This is a genomic window from Polaromonas sp., assembly GCF_016185115.1.
Classification (GTDB): Bacteria; Pseudomonadota; Gammaproteobacteria; order Burkholderiales; family Burkholderiaceae_C; genus Polaromonas.
In genome coordinates, this window is sequence record NZ_JACPOF010000004.1 from 595,481 (window position 1) to 613,441 (window position 17,961).

15 protein-coding genes are annotated in these 17,961 nt (G+C 60.0%); 9 read left to right on the top strand and 6 right to left on the bottom strand.

All coding sequences use genetic code 11. The features are described from left to right. Nucleotides 1-213: 213 nt before the first annotated feature. Together HYX42_RS03545 and xseA are read right to left on the bottom strand one after the other, a co-directional pair. Nucleotides 214-795: a Fe-Mn family superoxide dismutase gene (locus tag HYX42_RS03545; protein WP_293399638.1), complete on the bottom strand. Its 582-nt coding sequence runs from the start codon at nucleotides 793-795 to the stop codon at nucleotides 214-216. A 45-nt stretch (nucleotides 796-840) separates the two neighbouring features. Further along, nucleotides 841-2,109, bottom strand: coding sequence for an exodeoxyribonuclease VII large subunit (gene xseA, locus HYX42_RS03550; protein ID WP_293400023.1), 1,269 nt, complete (start codon nucleotides 2,107-2,109; stop codon nucleotides 841-843). A gap of 391 nt (nucleotides 2,110-2,500) precedes the next feature. Between xseA and HYX42_RS03555 the strand changes: the two genes are divergently transcribed. The 6 genes from HYX42_RS03555 (at nucleotide 2,501) to adk (ending at nucleotide 6,506) form a co-directional block, all read left to right on the top strand. Further along, nucleotides 2,501-3,139: a MotA/TolQ/ExbB proton channel family protein gene (locus HYX42_RS03555; protein WP_293399641.1), complete on the top strand. Its 639-nt coding sequence runs from the start codon at nucleotides 2,501-2,503 to the stop codon at nucleotides 3,137-3,139. 70 nt (nucleotides 3,140-3,209) lie between these two features. Continuing rightward, the gene (locus HYX42_RS03560) at nucleotides 3,210-3,638 is read left to right on the top strand and encodes a biopolymer transporter ExbD (RefSeq protein WP_293399644.1); all 429 of its coding nucleotides are present in this window, start codon (nucleotides 3,210-3,212) and stop codon (nucleotides 3,636-3,638) included. A 28-nt stretch (nucleotides 3,639-3,666) separates the two neighbouring features. Continuing rightward, nucleotides 3,667-4,692: a tetraacyldisaccharide 4'-kinase gene (gene lpxK / locus HYX42_RS03565; RefSeq protein WP_293399646.1), complete on the top strand. Its 1,026-nt coding sequence runs from the start codon at nucleotides 3,667-3,669 to the stop codon at nucleotides 4,690-4,692. After that, nucleotides 4,673-4,855: a Trm112 family protein gene (locus HYX42_RS03570; RefSeq protein ID WP_293399648.1), complete on the top strand. Its 183-nt coding sequence runs from the start codon at nucleotides 4,673-4,675 to the stop codon at nucleotides 4,853-4,855. The genes lpxK and HYX42_RS03570 overlap by 20 nt, the downstream gene beginning before the upstream one ends. A gap of 33 nt (nucleotides 4,856-4,888) precedes the next feature. Next, a complete protein-coding gene (gene kdsB / locus HYX42_RS03575) occupies nucleotides 4,889-5,644 on the top strand; it encodes a 3-deoxy-manno-octulosonate cytidylyltransferase (protein WP_293399650.1) in 756 nt (251 codons plus the stop codon). Nucleotides 5,645-5,849: 205 nt separating this feature from the next. Further along, nucleotides 5,850-6,506, top strand: a complete 657-nt coding sequence (adk, locus tag HYX42_RS03580; protein WP_293399652.1) for an adenylate kinase — start codon at nucleotides 5,850-5,852, stop codon at nucleotides 6,504-6,506. 29 nt (nucleotides 6,507-6,535) lie between these two features. On the opposite strand, the gene HYX42_RS03585 is transcribed toward adk, so the two are convergent. Further along, a complete protein-coding gene (locus HYX42_RS03585) occupies nucleotides 6,536-7,486 on the bottom strand; it encodes an asparaginase (RefSeq protein ID WP_293399655.1) in 951 nt (316 codons plus the stop codon). A gap of 122 nt (nucleotides 7,487-7,608) precedes the next feature. Between HYX42_RS03585 and lexA the strand changes: the two genes are divergently transcribed. From lexA to HYX42_RS03600, 3 genes are all read left to right on the top strand, one after another. Then, the gene (lexA, locus tag HYX42_RS03590) at nucleotides 7,609-8,301 is read left to right on the top strand and encodes a transcriptional repressor LexA (protein WP_293399658.1); all 693 of its coding nucleotides are present in this window, start codon (nucleotides 7,609-7,611) and stop codon (nucleotides 8,299-8,301) included. 43 nt (nucleotides 8,302-8,344) lie between these two features. Next, nucleotides 8,345-8,857, top strand: coding sequence for a hypothetical protein (locus tag HYX42_RS03595; protein ID WP_293399660.1), 513 nt, complete (start codon nucleotides 8,345-8,347; stop codon nucleotides 8,855-8,857). A gap of 242 nt (nucleotides 8,858-9,099) precedes the next feature. Continuing rightward, nucleotides 9,100-10,107: a D-2-hydroxyacid dehydrogenase family protein gene (locus tag HYX42_RS03600; RefSeq protein ID WP_293399663.1), complete on the top strand. Its 1,008-nt coding sequence runs from the start codon at nucleotides 9,100-9,102 to the stop codon at nucleotides 10,105-10,107. A gap of 77 nt (nucleotides 10,108-10,184) precedes the next feature. On the opposite strand, the gene HYX42_RS03605 is transcribed toward HYX42_RS03600, so the two are convergent. The 3 genes from HYX42_RS03605 to HYX42_RS03615 form a co-directional block, all read right to left on the bottom strand. Continuing rightward, a complete protein-coding gene (locus tag HYX42_RS03605; RefSeq protein ID WP_293400026.1) occupies nucleotides 10,185-11,549 on the bottom strand; it encodes a TIGR03862 family flavoprotein in 1,365 nt (454 codons plus the stop codon). A gap of 536 nt (nucleotides 11,550-12,085) precedes the next feature. Next, nucleotides 12,086-15,340: an exodeoxyribonuclease V subunit beta gene (locus HYX42_RS03610; RefSeq protein ID WP_293399666.1), complete on the bottom strand. Its 3,255-nt coding sequence runs from the start codon at nucleotides 15,338-15,340 to the stop codon at nucleotides 12,086-12,088. Nucleotides 15,341-15,424: 84 nt separating this feature from the next. Beyond that, the gene (locus HYX42_RS03615) at nucleotides 15,425-17,902 is read right to left on the bottom strand and encodes a PD-(D/E)XK nuclease family protein (RefSeq protein WP_293400029.1); all 2,478 of its coding nucleotides are present in this window, start codon (nucleotides 17,900-17,902) and stop codon (nucleotides 15,425-15,427) included. Nucleotides 17,903-17,961: the final 59 nt, after the last annotated feature.

Below are 17,961 nucleotides of genomic sequence, written 5' to 3' on the forward strand. Positions count from 1 at the left end.
TGCATTTTATGCAACGCAATATCACGATACAAAATAACGGGCATTTGATACCAAATATTTCGCTGCGGAGCAAAACAGGCGTCTTTGAAAACATCTGTCTTCGTTTCCCGGCGCAACATCTGCCTGGCAAAGCCGCTCCTGCGCCCCATGCGTCAACAGCCAAAAAAAAGCCCGAAGATGAATCCTCGGGCTTTTGTTCAGGGCCAATGAACTTCAGGCGAAATTGGCTTCTGCAAAACTCCAGTTCACCAGACTTGCGAGGAAGGTCTCGACAAATTTTGGACGCAGGTTGCGGTAGTCAATGTAGTAGGCGTGCTCCCATACGTCGATGGTCAGCAGGGCTTTGTCGGCTGTCGTCAGAGGGGTACCTGCGGCGCCAGTGTTGACGATATCTACAGACCCATCGGCCTTCTTGACCAGCCAGGTCCATCCGGATCCGAAATTGCCGACAGCGGACTTGACGAACGCTTCCTTGAATGCGGCGTACGAACCAAACTTGGCATTGATGGCTGCGGCCAGCGCGCCAGATGGCTCACCGCCGCCTGCTGGCTTCATGCAGTTCCAGAAGAAAGTATGGTTCCAGATCTGTGCAGAGTTGTTATACACACCACCGCTGGACTTCTTCACGATCTCTTCGAGTGTCATGGACTCGAACTCCGTGCCCTTCTGAAGGTTGTTCAAATTCACAACGTAGGCGTTATGGTGCTTGCCATAGTGGTATTCGAGCGTCTCCTGGCTGTAATGGGGAGCCAGGGCATCCATGGCATAGGGCAGTGGGGGCAGTTTGTGTTCCATAATTTTCCTCGTGGTGGTTAAACAATTATCGGTCGATTCTAAGAACTAAATAAGTCGCCGGGCCGAGACAGTCAAATCGACCTCGCCATCAACGAGGGTAGCCCTCAGTGCCTGGCCCAACACCGGCTGTGTCGCGCTGGTGATGGTCGATCCCTCGGCGTCACTGAGCCACGCATAGCCTCTCTTGAGTACAAGTTTTGGGTTGAGCAACTCGAGATGGCGGCGCGCATTTTCCAGTCTTGCATTTTGCTCATGCACAGCGGCAGAAAATGCCTTTGGAAACCTGTCGCCTGCCTGCGTCAAATCAGCCCTCGCCAGGCTGAGGGCCATGGAGGCCGCGTGTTTTAGCTGTTGAGCCTGCGCACTGAGTCGCGCCTGTTGCCGGGTAATGAAATGCGAGGGACGGCTAAAACGCGCTGCGACGAGGTCAAGCCGCTGGTTCAGGGACTCCAGTTGCCTGTCCACGCCGTTCTGCAGGCGTTCCTGACGGGAATCCAGCAAATTCATCCAGGCATCTCTGGGTTGCACGCACAGCTCTGCGGCCGCCGTCGGTGTGGGAGCGCGAAGGTCGGCACAAAAATCAGCGATGCTGAAGTCGGTTTCATGGCCTACCCCGCTGATTACAGGCATGGGTGCTGCGACGATGACACGCGCCAGTTGTTCATCGTTGAATGCCCACAGGTCTTCCATGGCACCACCGCCGCGAACCAGCAGCAGCACATCCACCTCCCCGCGCTCCGAGGCCCGCGAGATTGCCTGGCATAACTCGGCTGGCGCCTGCGCGCCCTGCACACTCGACGGGTAAACGATGACCGGCATGTAAGGTGCCCGGCGCTGCAATGCAGTCAAAACATCATGCAGGGCCGCAGCCCCAAGTGAGGTCACCACGCCAACGGCGCGAGGCATGACCGGCAGGGGTCGTTTGCGGCTGGCATCAAACAGGCCCTCTGCTTCCAGTCTGGCCTTGAGCTTGAGGAATTGTTCAAAAAGCGTGCCCTGCCCCGCGCGGCGCATCGACTCAACGACCAGCTGCAGCTCTCCGCGAGCGTCGTAAACCCCCAGGCGTCCCCGAAGCTCTACCAACTGACCGTCGCCAGGCGCAAAGTCCAGCAGACCGGCCGCCCGGCGAAACATCGCACAGCGAATCTGGCCCTGCTCATCCTTCAGCGAAAAATAGCAATGACCGCTTGCGGCACGCGAGAACCCGGAAATTTCGCCCTGAACGGAAACAGGATTGAACCGCGCCTCCAGGCTGTCAGCAATGGCCCTGAGGAGAGAGCCAACCCGCCAGAGCGTCACCCTTGAGGCACCCATACCGCCCTGCTCAGCAAGGCCAGAAAACGCAGATTGCAGACCCTCATTCATCACAGAGCCCCTGAATTTCTGCGGGGCAATACTCCACAGAACTCGTCATGGCGTCCGCCGCTCGCACAAGACCACGTCAGAACGACGGAGAATCCGTGTAACTCATTGATTTTTAATAACTTAATTCTGCTCAAAATTTCATCGTTTTGTCATATCGCAGTTCCCGCGCGGCTTTGCGCGGTGCGGCGTGCCACTTACTCACAAAGTTACCCACAGCTTCTGTGAGTTATGGCCTACAGCGATAGCATTTCCCGCGTTTTGCTGCCGCGCACCATGGACAGCCAGAGGCAGCGGCCGGTAAGCCATAATCCACTTCAATTTAGTCGCCGGGAGATGTGCGTTGTTTTCGATCATACAAGCCGCAGGCTGGCCCATCTGGCCTCTGGTTGCCTGCTCTGTCCTGGCTCTGGCACTCGTCATCGAACGGTTCAGCAGCCTCAAAACACGCAAGGTTGTCCCTCCCAGGCTGGTTGACGAGGCCATTACGGTTTCGCGCACGGCAGTCCCATCAACAGATGTCGTTGCCCAACTGGAGCAAAACTCGCTGCTGGGTGAGGTGTTGGCCAGCGGGTTCCGGGCCCTGAATGCCAATCCCAAACTGACAGAAGAAGATCTCCGCTCCTCCCTGGAGGGCGCGGGCAGGCAGGCAGCGCACAAACTGGAACGCTATCTGGCCGCTCTGGCCACCATAGCGTCAGCAGCGCCATTGCTGGGGCTGCTTGGCACCGTCATCGGCATGATAGAAATCTTCGGCTCGCAGGCGGGCACCGGAGGCCTGGGCGCCGCAACTGGCGGTAATCCTGCGCAACTGGCCCAGGGCATTTCCATTGCGCTTTACAACACGGCATTCGGCCTGATTGTGGCCATCCCATCCCTGATCTTCTGGCGCTATTTCAGAGCCAGGGTTGATAGCTACCTGCTGAGCATGGAACTGGCCGCCGAGCGCTTTGTGCGGCATCTCAATACGCTGCGGAAATGACCGCCGCTCGTTTCACTTTAGTGATGGCATTTCCGTCCACGCCCTCAGATAAATCCGGAGGCGGCAGGCCATGAATTTTCGCAAGGGCTCGCGGGATGAACCGGAAATCAACCTGATCCCATTTATCGATGTGCTTCTGGTTGTGCTGATATTCCTGATGCTCTCGACGACCTACAGCAAGTTCACAGAACTCCAGATCAAGCTGCCAATTGCGGACGCCGAGCAGCAACGCGACTACCCCAAGGAAGTCATCGTCGCGGTCGGCAGTGACGGGCGATACATGATCAACAAGACCCCTGTCGAGGGAAGATCACTGGAAATTCTGGGTGCGGCGCTGGTTCAGGCCGCAAAAGCGGGCAAGGAAAGCGTGATCATCATCAGCGCCGATGCAAGCGCCACACATCAGGCGGTCATCACAGTGATGGAAGCTGCGCGCCGCAACGGGTTCAGTCAAATCACATTTGCCACCCAAAGCGCGGCGCAGGCCGGCGTCCGCTAGCCCGCTGCCCGGGGGAGTCACCCAGGACATGAGGCGCGTCATACAGAAAGCATGGATGGGACGCTCAGCGCTGGCCTGTCTTTTGTGGCCCCTGTCCCTGGTTTATCGGGCAGCGACAAGCGCCCACCGCCACCTCTACAAAGCCGGAATACTCAAATCGGCAAGGGTGCCCGTACCCGTCATCGTGGTGGGCAACGTAGTCGCGGGGGGCGGCGGGAAGACGCCCCTGGTGATTGCATTGGTGCAACGCCTGCAAAACGCCGGCATGAAAGCAGGTGTTGTCTCGCGGGGATATGGCAGACAGGGTGCGGCCTGTCAGGAGGTCACCCTTGCTACGCCGGTCCTTGAGTCTGGCGATGAGCCCATGCTCATAAAGCGCCGAACCGGCGCACCCGTATTTGTGGGCGTTAAACGTGGGGCCGCCGCCAGGGCATTGCTGCAGGCCTATCCGGAAACGCAGGTACTTGTTTGTGATGACGGCCTGCAACACTACGCGATGTGTCGCGACATCGAAATTATCGTATTTGATGATCGTGGAACAGGCAATGGCTGGTTGCTGCCCGCGGGGCCACTGCGGGAATCCTGGCCCGCCCTCGGGGATGTAACGCCACGCCTGGTCCTGCATACCGGGAACAAACCTGCTTTTGAGGGATTTACGTCCACAAGACGGCTGGCAGCCAATGCCGTCGCAATGGATGGAACTCTGGTTCCGATGAGTACCTTTGTAGGCAAGCCTGTAGTCGCTTTGGCGGCCATTGCCAATCCGCAGGCTTTTTTCGACATGCTTGGGTTGGGCGGCATTATGCTGAGCCAGACCATCGCCCTGCCAGATCATCACCCTGTCTCCGACGCAGATTTGCAGGGAATATTGGATGCCGCCATCCTTTGCACCGAGAAGGATGCGGTCAAGCTTGTTGCATTGCCGCAGACTGCGAATGTGCTGGCCGTACCATTGGAGTTCGAACCAGAGCCGGCTTTTTTCAAGGCCCTTGACGCCTTGCTGATTCCGCTACTTTCTCAACTACCATTGAGCCATGGAACCCAAACTGCTTGAACTGCTTGTCTGCCCTGTCACGAAAGGGCCTCTGGACTATGACCGGGAGAAACAGGAACTGGTTTCAAAAAGTGCGCGCCTGGCCTATCCTGTTCGTGATGGCCTGCCCATCATGCTGGAGAGCGAAGCGCGCGTTTTGAGCGACGAAGAATTAGGGCTCTGACCCCCATCGGGTCGGCAGCATGAGTAGGCTCCCATGAGATTTACTGTTGTGATTCCGGCGCGGCTGGCGTCCACACGCCTGCCAAACAAGCCGCTTGCCGACATTGGTGGTTTACCAATGGTTGTCAGGGTTGCACATCAGGCCCTGAAAAGCCGCGCCAGCAAGGTTGTGATCGCGACCGACAGCATTGAAGTTGCTGCAAAGTGCGCCGATTTCAGCATTCCCGCAGTCATTACCCGGATAGACCATGCAAGCGGAAGCGACAGGCTGGCGGAGGCCTGCAATATCCTGGGCCTTGATGATGAGGCTCTGGTGGTCAATGTACAGGGGGACGAGCCCTTGATTGACCCGTCGCTGATCGATGCTGTGGCCGACCTCCTTGACACCCGTTCAGACTGCGCAATGAGCACTGCGGCACATGCGATCAGCACATTGCCGGAATACCTGAATCCCAACGTCGTCAAGGTTGTGCTGGACTCCCGCCAGACGGCCCTGTACTTCAGCCGCTCGCCCATACCTGCAGCCCGGGACGTCACGGACAAGGAATGGTGGCACACGAGCGGACTTCCGAAGCCGCTTCGCCACGTTGGCATCTATGGGTATCGCATGGGGTTTCTCAGACAGTTTCCAGACTTGCCGCAAGCCCCCATGGAACGGCTGGAATCACTTGAGCAATTGCGAGCCCTGTGGCACGGCTACCGTATTGCCGTTCACGTCACCGACAATGAACCCGGTGCAGGCGTCGACACACCTGAGGACCTGGCGCGGGTTCGCAAACTTTTTCAGTAGTCCGGCCCTCAGGGCCGGAACAAAAGGCACCTCGCGGACACCTTGCCCGTAAGATTGGGTCAAGGGCTGCATGCTATCCTTGGAAAACAAACGCGGCGTTTTTATGCGGTGCCGATACACCGCATTTCACAGACGTCTTGCCCACGCTCCATCCCCTGAAGGATGAACCGTGCGGTGACCTGATTCAAAAAATACGAGGACATCCATGAGACTGATTTTGTTGGGAGCGCCCGGCGCAGGTAAAGGAACGCAGGCCACCTTCATCTGCCAGAAATACAGCATCCCCCAGATTTCTACAGGCGACATGCTGCGCGCAGCGGTGAAAGCAGGAACCCCTCTGGGCATTGAAGCCAAAAAAATCATGGACTCCGGCGGCTTGGTGAGCGATGACCTGATCATCAACCTGGTCAAGGAACGCATCGCGCAGCCGGACTGCGCAAAGGGATTTCTTTTTGACGGGTTTCCCCGAACCATTCCCCAGGCTGACGCCATGAAAAGTGCCGGCGTCAAGCTGGACTACGTGCTGGAAATCGATGTGCCTTTTGAAGCCATCATCGAACGCATGAGCGGTCGACGCTCCCACACGGCATCAGGCCGTACCTACCATGTCAAATACAACCCGCCCAAGGTTGAAGGCAAGGATGACATCACCGGTGAAGCACTGATTCAGCGCGAGGATGACAAAGAGGAAACCGTACGCAAGCGACTCGAGGTTTACAGTGCCCAGACCCGGCCCCTGGTGGACTACTACTCGAACTGGGCCAAAACTGCGCCGGATGCCGCCCCAAAATACCGGGCCATCAGCGGCATGGGCGGCGTCGAAGAGATCACCGAGAGGGCATTCAAGGCCCTTGGCGGTTAAATACCCTGTCCCGCGCGCGCTCTGCGCTGTCAGCCCATCAGGGAAAGCAGCAGGGACACCCGTGCCTTCACAGGACTCAGTCCCTGCGAGTCCGGCAACAAATCACCCGCCCGGGGCAATACCCGACCATTCAGACAGCGCGTCGAACGGACAACACGGACTCCTTTGGCCTGCGCTTCCAGCAATGCCTTTTCGAGAGCATGGTGCAGGGTCCCATTGCCGGTGCCTGCGACCACAAGCCCGTTAACGCCATCTGCTACCAGCGCCTCAACCACAGACGCCCCCGAACCAGCGTGATTCATCACGATCTCTACCCGTGACCAGGCTGCCGCATCAGCGAGCTTCACAGTGTTTACAGGGCCCCGCGCAGCCTGCTCGCCGGAAAACGGCCAGTTCCTCAGCATGCGCAAGCGCCCTTCCTCGACATATCCCAGAGGCCCTGCATCCCCGGAGCTGAACGCGTCGAGCCGATAGGTATGCACCTTTTGCACATCTTCTGCGCAGTGGATCACGCCCGCGCACACCACCGTCACACCCCGTGCTCCGACATGGGAGGCCACCGCAACGGCATCAACCATGTTTTGGGGTCCGTCTGGTACCAGTGCCGTGGCCGGGCGCATGGCACACGTCAGTACCACCGGCTTTTCCGGATTCAACAAGACCTGCAAAAACCACGCCGTCTCCTCGAGCGTGTCAGTGCCGTGGGTAATGACGATGCCCTGCACATCGGGTTGCCCGAGCCAGTGGGCGACGCGAGCGGCCAACTGGCCCCACACACTGAAATCCATGTCTTTGCTGTCCACCTGCGCCACCTGCTCGCTTACAAGGGCAAAAGGCGCGTTCCCCTGACGGGGTAGTGCGTCCACCAGTTGCTCAATGCCCAGTTGCGCGGCGGTATATCCAAGGTTGTCACCCACCCCGGACGCTGTTCCCGCGATGGTTCCGCCTGTACCCAGGATCACAATTTTTCTATTTTTCATTGCCTGCACTTGCATTTATTAAAAAGCTGGATAAAAATACAGTCACTGGTCATTAAAACAGTTCTCAACCGCTCTTTGACGCCAGCCCCGGATAACGACTTGTGTACGAAGGAATCCATGCCATGAGCAGTCTCCCTGATTTTCCTGAAATGCCCAAACTCACAGCACGCCAGCAACAGATTCTGGAACTCATCCAGAGCGCCATTGCGCGGACTGGCGCCCCACCCACGCGAGCAGAAATCGCATCCGAACTGGGCTTCAGATCCGCAAACGCTGCTGAAGAGCATCTGCAGGCCCTTGCGCGCAAAGGCGTCATTGAGCTGGTCAGTGGAACCTCGCGCGGCATCAGACTGCGTACAGATACCTTGCGTTCACTGAACGAGTCACGAATCAAGCAGTTTTCCCTGCCGTTGCAAAGCCTGGCCCAACTCGCCCTGCCTCTGGTGGGGCGGGTTGCTGCTGGCAATCCCATTCTCGCGCAGGAGAACATCGAGCAGACCTACTATTTTGAAAGCAGCCTGTTTCAAAGGCAGCCCGACTATCTGCTCAAGGTCAAGGGCATGAGCATGCGCGATGTCGGCATCATGGACGGCGACCTGCTCGCCGTCAAGCAGGCCAAGGAAGCAAAGAACGGCCAGATTGTCGTGGCCCGTCTGGGTGAAGAAGTAACCGTCAAACGTTTCCGGCGTACCAAAAACACAATTGAATTGCTGCCAGAGAACCCCGATTTCAAAACCATTGTGGTCGAACCCGGAGAGCCTTTTGAGCTTGAAGGCCTGGCAGTTGGCTTGATTCGAAACACGATGCTCATGTAAATATTCTGGCTGCGCCCCAGGTGGCGGGCGTTTGGTCATGCTGATGACCAACACCCTGGTGCAACAGCCTTCGCGGCCCTGGTCGCATGCAATCCTGCCTGTAAAAGCTGAACAAAAGCCTCTTTATAGGAGTTTCATTATGGGAATGGCCGTTTTTTCACCCACCGTTTCACGCTCGCCAGTGCTGGCACTATTGTTGGCACCATTGCAGGATCTGGTCGCCCTGTTTTCCCCAATTCGTCATGCATCTGCCAGTGCCCCCTCGTGTTCAGGCACAAACAGTAAAGCCATCCGTCCCATTTCCAGCGGGGCAACACGTGCCATGGACAAGGCCTCATGGAGGGCAACAGCATCAGTAGTCGCAGCACAGACTGGCCACGATGCAGAAAAAAGCGCCTTGAGACCCGCTGCACCAAACCGACTGAGGGTCTTACGGGCATTCGATCCTGGCATTGCGCCATCCTGTGCCGGGCGTATGGTTATTTCGGGGCGTATGGCAGATGTATGCGCTGAACTTGATCGAATGACAAAAAAAGAAGCCTCGGCCTGTCGCTAAACCGGTCATGCAGATTCAGGAACCGATACGCAGCATCGAAACACGGAAAACGCGTCACCGCCCCCATCAGGGTGTCCTTTTGGGTGAAGAAAACAGGTATTCATTGCGCTTCGCCTTGATCTGAATGCGAAATCATCACTTTTAATTTGCCCCGCCATTTCCGGCTTGCCATAGCTGGGCAATCTGCCGTTTTACAGCCCCTTCAGCAGGAGAACTGAAAAACTTGCAGGCACAATATCGGCATGAATATTGTGATCCTTGATGATTACCAGGATGCGGTGCGCAAGCTGGACTGCGCTGCAAAACTGGACGCCTATCCCGCGAAGGTTTATACGAATACGGTCAAGGGCATTGGCCAGCTTTCAGTCAGGCTGAAAGACGCGGATGTGATTGTTCTGATCAGGGAACGCACGCAGCTCAACCGCCAGCTGATAGAAAAGCTTCCCAGGCTCAAGATGATTGCCCAGACCGGCCGTGTCGGCTCGCACGTCGATGTGGGCGCATGTACCGAACGTGGGGTGGCTGTGGCTGAAGGCGTAGGCTCTCCCACAGCGCCGGCCGAGCTGGCATGGGCGCTCGTCATGGCTGCCATGCGCCGCATACCGCATTATGTTGCGCACCTGAAGCATGGTGCATGGCAGCAGGCTGGTCTCAAATCTGCGTCCATGCCGGCCAACTTCGGGCTGGGTGTGGTCCTCAAAGGCAAGACGCTGGGCATCTGGAGCTACGGAAAGATCGGGCAATTGATGGCCGGTTATGGCCGCGCCTTCGGGATGCGCGTCGTGATCTGGGGTCGTGCCGCATCGCTTGAACGGGCACAGGCAGACGGCTTTGAGGTCGCCTCAAGCCGGACAGAATTTTTTGAAATGTGCGACGTCCTGAGCCTGCACCTGCGCCTGAACGATGAAACGCGGGGAATGATCACGCTGGAGGATCTTTCACGCATGAAACCAACAGCCTTGCTGGTCAACACATCACGCGCCGAATTGCTTGAGCCGGAATCGCTTATCGCTGCGCTGAACCGGGGGCGCCCCGGCCTGGCTGCTGTTGATGTATTTGAGTCCGAACCCATACTCCAGGGTCATGCGCTGCTGCGGCTCGAAAACTGCATTTGCACACCGCATATTGGCTACGTGGAACAGGACAGCTACGAAATGTATTTCGGTGCCGCATTTGACAACGTGGTCAATTTCATCAGGGGCACACCTACCAACATCGTGAACCCCGGCGCCCTGCAGGTACGTCGCTAGCGGCTCAAGCCAGCAGCGAAGCGTCAAGCCCCCTTTGGAATGATGCCCCCAAGACCTGGCATCGCTCGCCGTGCTGGCTACAAACCAAAGTGTTTCAACACGCCCTGCCCGGCCACGCGGCCGCTGGCCATGCACGCGGTGAGCAGGTAGCCGCCGGTGGGCGCTTCCCAGTCGAGCATTTCACCGGCGCAGAACACGGGCGTGCCGTTGCCGCCAGGCAGTGCCTTGGGCAGGTAAAGCTGCAGGTCGGCGTTCATGCCTTCGAAGGGCACACCGCCGGCCGTGCTGATGGCTTCATCGATGGGCCGGGCGGCGATGACCGTGACCGGCAGGCCCTTGATGGCATGGGCCAGTTTGACGGGGTCGTTGATGTCCTCCTTGCCGAGCTTTTCATGCAGCATGGCGGCCTTGATGCCATCGAGGCTGAGGCGGCTTTTGAGGTGGCTGGACAGCGAGCGCGAGCCGCGCGGGTGGCGCACCTCGACCAGCACCTGCTCGGGGGACTTGCCCGGCAGCAAATCGAGCAGAAACGTGGCGCTGCCTTGGGCGGCGATTTCATCGCGCAACAGGCTGGATGCGGCGTAAATCAGGCTGCCCTCTACGCCGGTGGCTGTGGCGACAAACTCGCCCTTGCGGTTGAAGCTGCGGCCTTGCGAATCGGTGAAACTGATGGCGACGGACTTGAAAGGCTGGCCGGCAAATTTGCTGGCGAAATATTCAGACCAGCCGGTGGCCGACGCGCCCTTGCCGACGAGTTCCCTGAAAAACTCGCGCCGCGTCTCGCCTTGTGGATGAGCTTCAGCCTGGCTTGCCGCGCCGACATCAAAGCCGCAGTTGGATGGCACCAGCGGCGCCACCGGCACGCCACGTTCAGCCAGCAACGGCACCCAGGCGCCGTCAGAGCCAAGGCGGGCCCAGCTGCCGCCCCCAAGTGCGAGCACCACGGCATCGGCCTGGACCAGCACCTCGCCGGACGGCGCGGCAAACCTGAGCGCGCCATCATCAGCCCAGCCCAGCCAGCGGTGGCGCATGAAAAACTGGACGCCAGAGGCGCGCAGGCGGTGCAGCCAGGCGCGCAGCAGCGGCGCGGCCTTCATGTCTTTGGGGAAGACCCGGCCAGAGCTGCCGATAAACGTTTCGACGCCCAGCGCGGCCGCCCAGTCGCGCAGCTGCGGTGGGCCAAAAGCGGCGACCAGCGGCTGCAGCGCGGGCTTGCGCTCACCGTAGCGGGACATGAAAGGCTCGAACTCTTCAGAATGCGTGAGGTTGAGACCGCCCTTGCCTGCCAGCAAAAACTTGCGCCCGACCGAGGGCATGGCGTCATACAACTGCACCGATACGCCGGAACCAGCAGCAGAAAGTGCCTCGGCAGCCATCAGCCCGGCGGGGCCGCCGCCAATGACGACGACACGGCGCGCAGCCCGGGTTGAACCGGGCGCAATGGCGGAAGAAGAGTCGGAAGGGGAAGATGAAATGTTCAAGAAGACCTGACTTTGAATGGCGTGTGCGGGTGCGCACTGTGGCATGAGCGTCTAAATGCTATGTTTTTTATAGCTGCTCACGTGCGTGTTTATTGGTCTGGAGGGCAATTTAAGGCCCTAAAATCGCTATTTTAGGCTTCTGGGTGACCAGTTTTTTAACGTATACGTCAAAAATTGCCATCGCATGCGGTCAAAACACCAAAAGTTAAGTTCCATATTAACTTTTCATACTTTTTGAAGTTCGAGGCGGCGTTTTGAAGGGTTTTTGATGTCATTTGAGGCACTAAATTGCCCTCCAGCCCAATAAACACGTACGTGAGCCGCTATCAAATCAATAGTAAAAAAAGCAGCGACTAATCTTCCGCACTTTCGCATGCGGCGGGCAGACCGATAACGGTTTTCGCCCTCCTTGCAGTTGCGGGTGCAGGTCGCGTCAAACCCGCCCAAACGCCAGAGGCGGAACCAGGAATGGCCGGAGAGTGCAAGCACATTCAGGCTCAGGTGACCTGGATCAATGCGCCTGCACCGGTCAGGAAAGCCGCCTTGACCACCTGCCCGGGGTAAATGGTCTGTAGCGCTGCGCGGTAGGCCGCCATCTGGGCCAGCAACTCCGGGTCTTTTTCGGGCTGGTGGGCCGATTTGTAGTCAATCACCCACCAGTGCCCCTCATGGCCTGCGTCCCTGCGCTGTACAAGGCGGTCGATCCTGCGGCTTTGACCGCCGACCATCAGTTCGATCTCGTTGGCCTGCCAGCACACAACGGCCGGGTCCCAGACCCAGGCGGCTTCACCACTGCGTATGCGGGCGGCCATGGCGATGGCCTCGTCCATCTTTGCGGGCAGCAATCTGAATTGCCGTGCAATTGCATCAACTGCGCGCCTTGCTGCCGGACCGCTGCCCCTCACGTCAAGTTCCAGCAAGCGGTGCATGGCCTGACCGAAGCGTGAGCTGTCGGTATCGTCCTGCTCCAGTGGGGGCGTTGGCGTCAGGGTTTTGTCTGCCGGCAACTCAGGCAGCTCGGCCAGGGTGAATGCCGAGGCATCTGCCGCATCGCCATCCTGCGCGGGGTTCACCGGCCCAGGCGCCGCAGCTTCGCTGGCAAACGGATGCAGGCGCTGCCACCAGCTGCGTGTGGTTTCGCGGTGCGGTGTTATCGACGACACGACCAGCGAGTTTTTGGCGCGGGTCAGGGCCACGTAGAGAGCATTGAGTTCTTCACGCGCCCTCTCCTGTTGCTCTTTCTCGAGCATGGCGACAGCGCAGGCAGGCGGACGGCTTTCGCTGACGAGGAAAACAAACTTCTGCGGTGCAGGTGCTTCACCGGGCCAGTCGATGAGCACGCCCATGCTGTCGGCATTGCGCTCCAGCGTGTCTGTGTCGAGCAGCAGCACGGCCTCAGCCTCCAGGCCCTTGGCGCCGTGAATCGTCAGCAGGCGTACGGCATCGGGGTTGACGGCGGCAGGCGCCTGCAGGCCGCCAGCCTTGAGCGCGCGCACAAAGGCATAGGGCGTGGCGTAGCGCCCGCCATCAAGCTGGAGCGCCACATTGAGCAGCGCCCGCAGGTTGGCCAGCACGGTGCTGCGTGCAGAAGCGGGTGCGGCGGCGGCAAAACGCGCCAGCACATCGCCATCGTGGTAAATCGCCTGCAGGGCATCGTGCGGCGGCAGGCTGTCGAGCCAGCTTTTGTATTTGAGCAATCTGGCGGCAATGCCGTCCAGTTCAGGAATCGCAAGCTCCTGCTTTTGAAGGACGTCAAACCACGCCGCTTTTGCCTCGCCGCGCGCCAGAACGATCTGGACCAGCGCGCCGTCACTCAGGCCGAACAGCGGCGAACGCAGCGCGCGTGCCAGCGAGAGGTCATGCTGGGTGGAGACCAGCACATCGAGCAGCGCAACGATGTCGAGCACTTCGCAGCAGTCGATGAGCTCTGTCTTTTCACCAATCTGGGCGGGGATGCGCAGGGCGCGCAGTTCGTCCTGCAGGGGCAGCAAGCCAGCGCGTTTGCGTGACAAAACCATCACTTCCGACGGAGGCAATCCCTGACCTGTCCTTTCAGCTATCCATGCTGATGCCTGCCGGGCTTCACGCGTCCTGAGTGTCTCTTCAGGCAACTCACGCGGCGTGGTCAGACTGTCGCGCCAGCTCCCCTCCGCAATGTGCCCTGCACCGGTATCCTTGGCCTCACGGGGAATGGGCGGCAATCTGATGGCCATGCCGCTTTCTTCTGACGCGCTGGTGTGGTCACGAAAGCCCGCATAGCCATCGTTCGCCCGCGCATCGCCCATCACGGCATTGACGGTATTGATCACGGCCACGCTGTTGCGCCGCGTGTGGTCACAGGCCAGCAGGTCGCCGCCCAGGCCTTCGCGAATGAACTTCTGCGCGGAGATGAACACCTGCGGCTCGGCGCGGCGGAAGCGGTAAATGCTTTGTTTGGGGTCACCCACGATGAAGACGCTGGGCGCATTGCCTGCGCCGCTGTAACTCCTGAGCCAGGCAGACAGCGCCTGCCACTGCAGCGGGTTGGTGTCCTGGAACTCGTCAATCATGAGATGGCGTATGCGCGCGTCCAGCCGCTCCTGAACCCAGCCCGACAGCACCGTGTCGCCGAGCATGATGCGTGCGACGCGCTCGACATCGTTCATGTCTATCCAGCCACGTTCGCGCTTGAGCGCACCGAACTCGGCCAGCAACAGGCGCGACAGGCGCACCATGCGCTGCTGGTAGTCCCAGGCTTCATGCTGGTGGCGGGCGCCCGCCAGGCGGAGCGCGAGTTCCTGCGCTTCACGGATTGTTTCAATGCCGACGATCTTTTCGCCGAACTTGCGGGCCGTGCCTTTTTCGGTCAGCAAGGCAGACATCGCTGCCTGGAAGTCACCCGCGGTCACCGCTTTCTCAAGCTCAACGCCTTTGGCCGAAAACGTCGGTGCGCTGGCGCGGCCCAGGCTGATGGCCGCGGCGGTCATCAGTGCGCGGCATGGCGCGCTGTTGCTGAAGTGTTCATCGGGGTGGCCCAGGCCTGCACACTCTGGAAACATGACGCCGAAATGCTCGACCGATGAATCGACCACGCCCCTCTCATCTGCCAGCGTGAATTCAGTGCGCTTGTCGAGCGCGACCTGCAATGCCTTGTCGGCCTGGAAGCGGCCGTGCGTCAGCACCACGGCTTCAAAGTCAGCTTTAAGTTCAGGCGCCGCTGCCAGCGCCGCATAAAAACGCCGCCAGACCAACGCCTTTGCCTGCGCATCATCTTCCAGCAATTCATAGTTCACCGGCAAGCCAAGCTGCTGCAGAGTCGCCATGGGCGCGCTGCGCAGCAAGGCGGCAAACCAGCTGTGGAAGGTGCGTATCTGCACCGGGCGGCCATTGGCGAGCACGCGCTGGTAGAGGTTTGAAAGCTGTTCGCGCAGTTCGGCTGGCGCGGTTGGGCTCTTCTGGCTCAAAACGCCGCGAATGACCAGTTCATGCCGCAGCGTCTCATCATCTGCATGGGCAAACTTTTCAAGCCATTCGTAAAGCCGCTCGCGCATCTCGCCCGCGGCTTTTTTGGTGAAGGTGATGGCGAGGATTTCATGCGGCTGCACCTTGCCCTTGTCGTCGAGCAGGGCACGCAGCATGCGCGACACCAGCATCCAGGTCTTGCCCGCGCCGGCGCAGGCCTCAACCGCGACGCTGCGCCGCGGGTCGCAAGCGATGGCGTAGAAGGCCTCGGCTGTGACGGGCTGGCCGTTGTGTTCGTAGGCGGCCGTCATAGCGTGCGCAGCGCCGGGCCGCCCCAAGCAAGCACAGCCCCCTCGGGGGGCAGCGCAGTACACGGAGTGACAAGCGTGGGGGCTCTATTCATTCCAGAAATCCTTGCGGCACAGGCCGCGCGCGGAACAGTACTCGCAAGCCTTACCCTCACCCAATGCAGGCAAAGGCGCCGCACGTTTGATGCGCGCCATGTCGGTGAGCATGCTTTCAACCAGATGGTCGCGCAGCTCCACGATGTCGTCCTGCGCGAAGGTTTTGGTGGCTTCTTTTTCACCAAGATTCACATAGGCGGCAGCCAGCGTGTCGTCTGCCAGCAAGGCGGCATAAAACGCGAGCTGGGTGTCTTCCTGCCCATTCTTGATGCGCTCGCGTGTGACGCCGCTGCCCTCGGTCTTGTAGTCCATCACCAGGCGGCTGCCGTCGGGCATCTGGTCTATGCGGTCTATCTTGCCGATGAGCCGGATGTCGCCGTAGTCCATGTCCTTCCAGACCTCGCCCTCGTCAAATTGCGCGCCGCTGGCTTCATGCCCGGCCAGCCATTCAAGATAGCCCTCGCGCACGCGCGGCCAGATGGCCGTGAAAGGCAAAAACTCGCTGTCGGTCAACCCAAGTTCAATGCCCGCCTGTTCTGCAGCAATGTTCAGCATCGTCAGACGAGCCTGATAGTCAGGCGTGGGCGAATCTTTCAACGCCACGTGAAAGTGGTGCAGCAGCGTATGCAGCCAGTTTCCGAACTCGCGCTTGCCGAGTTCGCTTTCAAGCTCTTCTGACTCCTGCAGCCTGAGCTGGCGCAGCGCAAAAAAGCGATAGGGGCAACGGCGCAGGTCTTCATAGGCGCTGGCAGACAGGCGGTTGATCGGCAATGCCTCGCCGGTTGGCATGGGGTGCGGTGTGGGCAGTGCCTGTAGCGCGCGGGCCGCGCGCGGGTCGGCGGCAGACTTGTCTGTACCTGCCTTGGCGTTGGCCAGCCGGATCTCCTGCACAAAACCGCTGGGCATCAGGCGCTCGCCCGATTCACTGGTTCGCCACACCACCTCGATGAACGGCATGCGCAGCGCATAGTTCCAGGCGGTGCGCTGGGCGTCAGCCATCTCCTCGCGTGACGACAGGCCCAGCAACTCGCGCTGCGCGGGTGTCCACGTGCCGGGCGGCTCGGGCGAAACCGGCAGGCGAACCTCATCGCAACCGGGCAGTACCACGGCCTGCATGGGCCGGCCCAGCAACTGGCTGAGCGGCAGTATGACCACCTGCGCTTCTGGCGGGTGCGTGGGCTGGAAGCTGGCCGCCTCCAGCGCCTGGCTGGCCCACATGCTGAAGTCCTGCTGGCTCATGCGGTCCGGGCCTGTGAAGACAGATTCGCTGCCTTCCTGCAGGCGCAGTGCTTCAAACACTTTCGCCCCGGCTGCATCTGCGGCGAGCGGGTCCCACTGGCCAGAGGCCTGCAGGGCGGCACGCAGGTCACGCAACCAGTGCGCCAGTGGGCGGGCGCGCTGAAGGCTTTCGCGCATGAGTTGGACACGGTCGACCAGTACATGGTTTTCTGCCATCGCTGCAGGCAAACCGCGCCAGTATCGAACGCCCGCCTTGCGCAACTCAACTTCAAGCGCCGTCACGTCCGCAACGCCATACGCAGGCGCATTTTTTAGCCAGTCGAGCACGGCGTCCGCAGGGGCATCCCAGGGCAGCGCACGTAGCAGGCTTACGAGGGCGGCAGCAGCGCGGGTAGTCGACAGCTTCCAGCCGGTTTCATCGCGCAGGGCGACGCCGCGCTCCGCCAGCATGGCGCGTATGCGGCGTGTGAGAACGCGGTCTTGCGCGATAAGGGCAACGGGCGCATGGCCTTGCGCAAGGTGCGCCAGCACGCAGGCTGCAGCACGCAGGGCTTCGTCTTCTGCGTCCTGCGCTTCATGCAGGGCAATCATGCCGGCGATCGCTGGCGTGTCGATCTGCAAGGACACGGCACGCTCGCCAAAGCGGTCTTTTAATGCTTCGGCGAGTGGCTCTGACTGAAAGCCCTCAAGTACCACCAGCAAGTCGGTTTCTGCCGTGAACAGAACGTCGGTAGGGTAGGCAGATGTGGAAGCCCAGACCAGGGCTATGCGGGCCACGGCGAGTTCAAGAGCCAAAGCCGGTGCGTCGAGTCCCGCATCCAGCGCGGCGGCCAGGCGAGTGCCCCATGCCACGCGTTGCGCAGGTGGCTGCGCCGAGGCAACCCGCGCCAGCGATGCCGCAGCATCAACAAGACGCCCCGCCAAGGCGTTCCTGTAGGCCGAAAGGCCCGCGCGCTCCAGGTAGGCGACCGCCGTCAGCGCGTCCATGGCCACATCAAGCTGAATGTCATGGGCCGAGGGTAAAAAGCCGCCCTCACCTGCATGCAGAGCGGTCGCCCAGTTCATCGTGGTCTCGAAACGCGGCACAAAAGAGGCGGTCGCGCCCGACTGCGCAGCATGGGCCGCCCACTCGATGCGCGCCTGCTGCATCAATTGCGCATAGGGCACCAGCACAACAACACGCGAGGGGTGAAGGCCGCGCTGCGTTATCAGCCCTGCCAGTGCCTGCATGAGCTTTTGCCATCCTGGCGCGCCGGGATGCGCCGCATGAGCGGGGTAAGGTGTGCCTT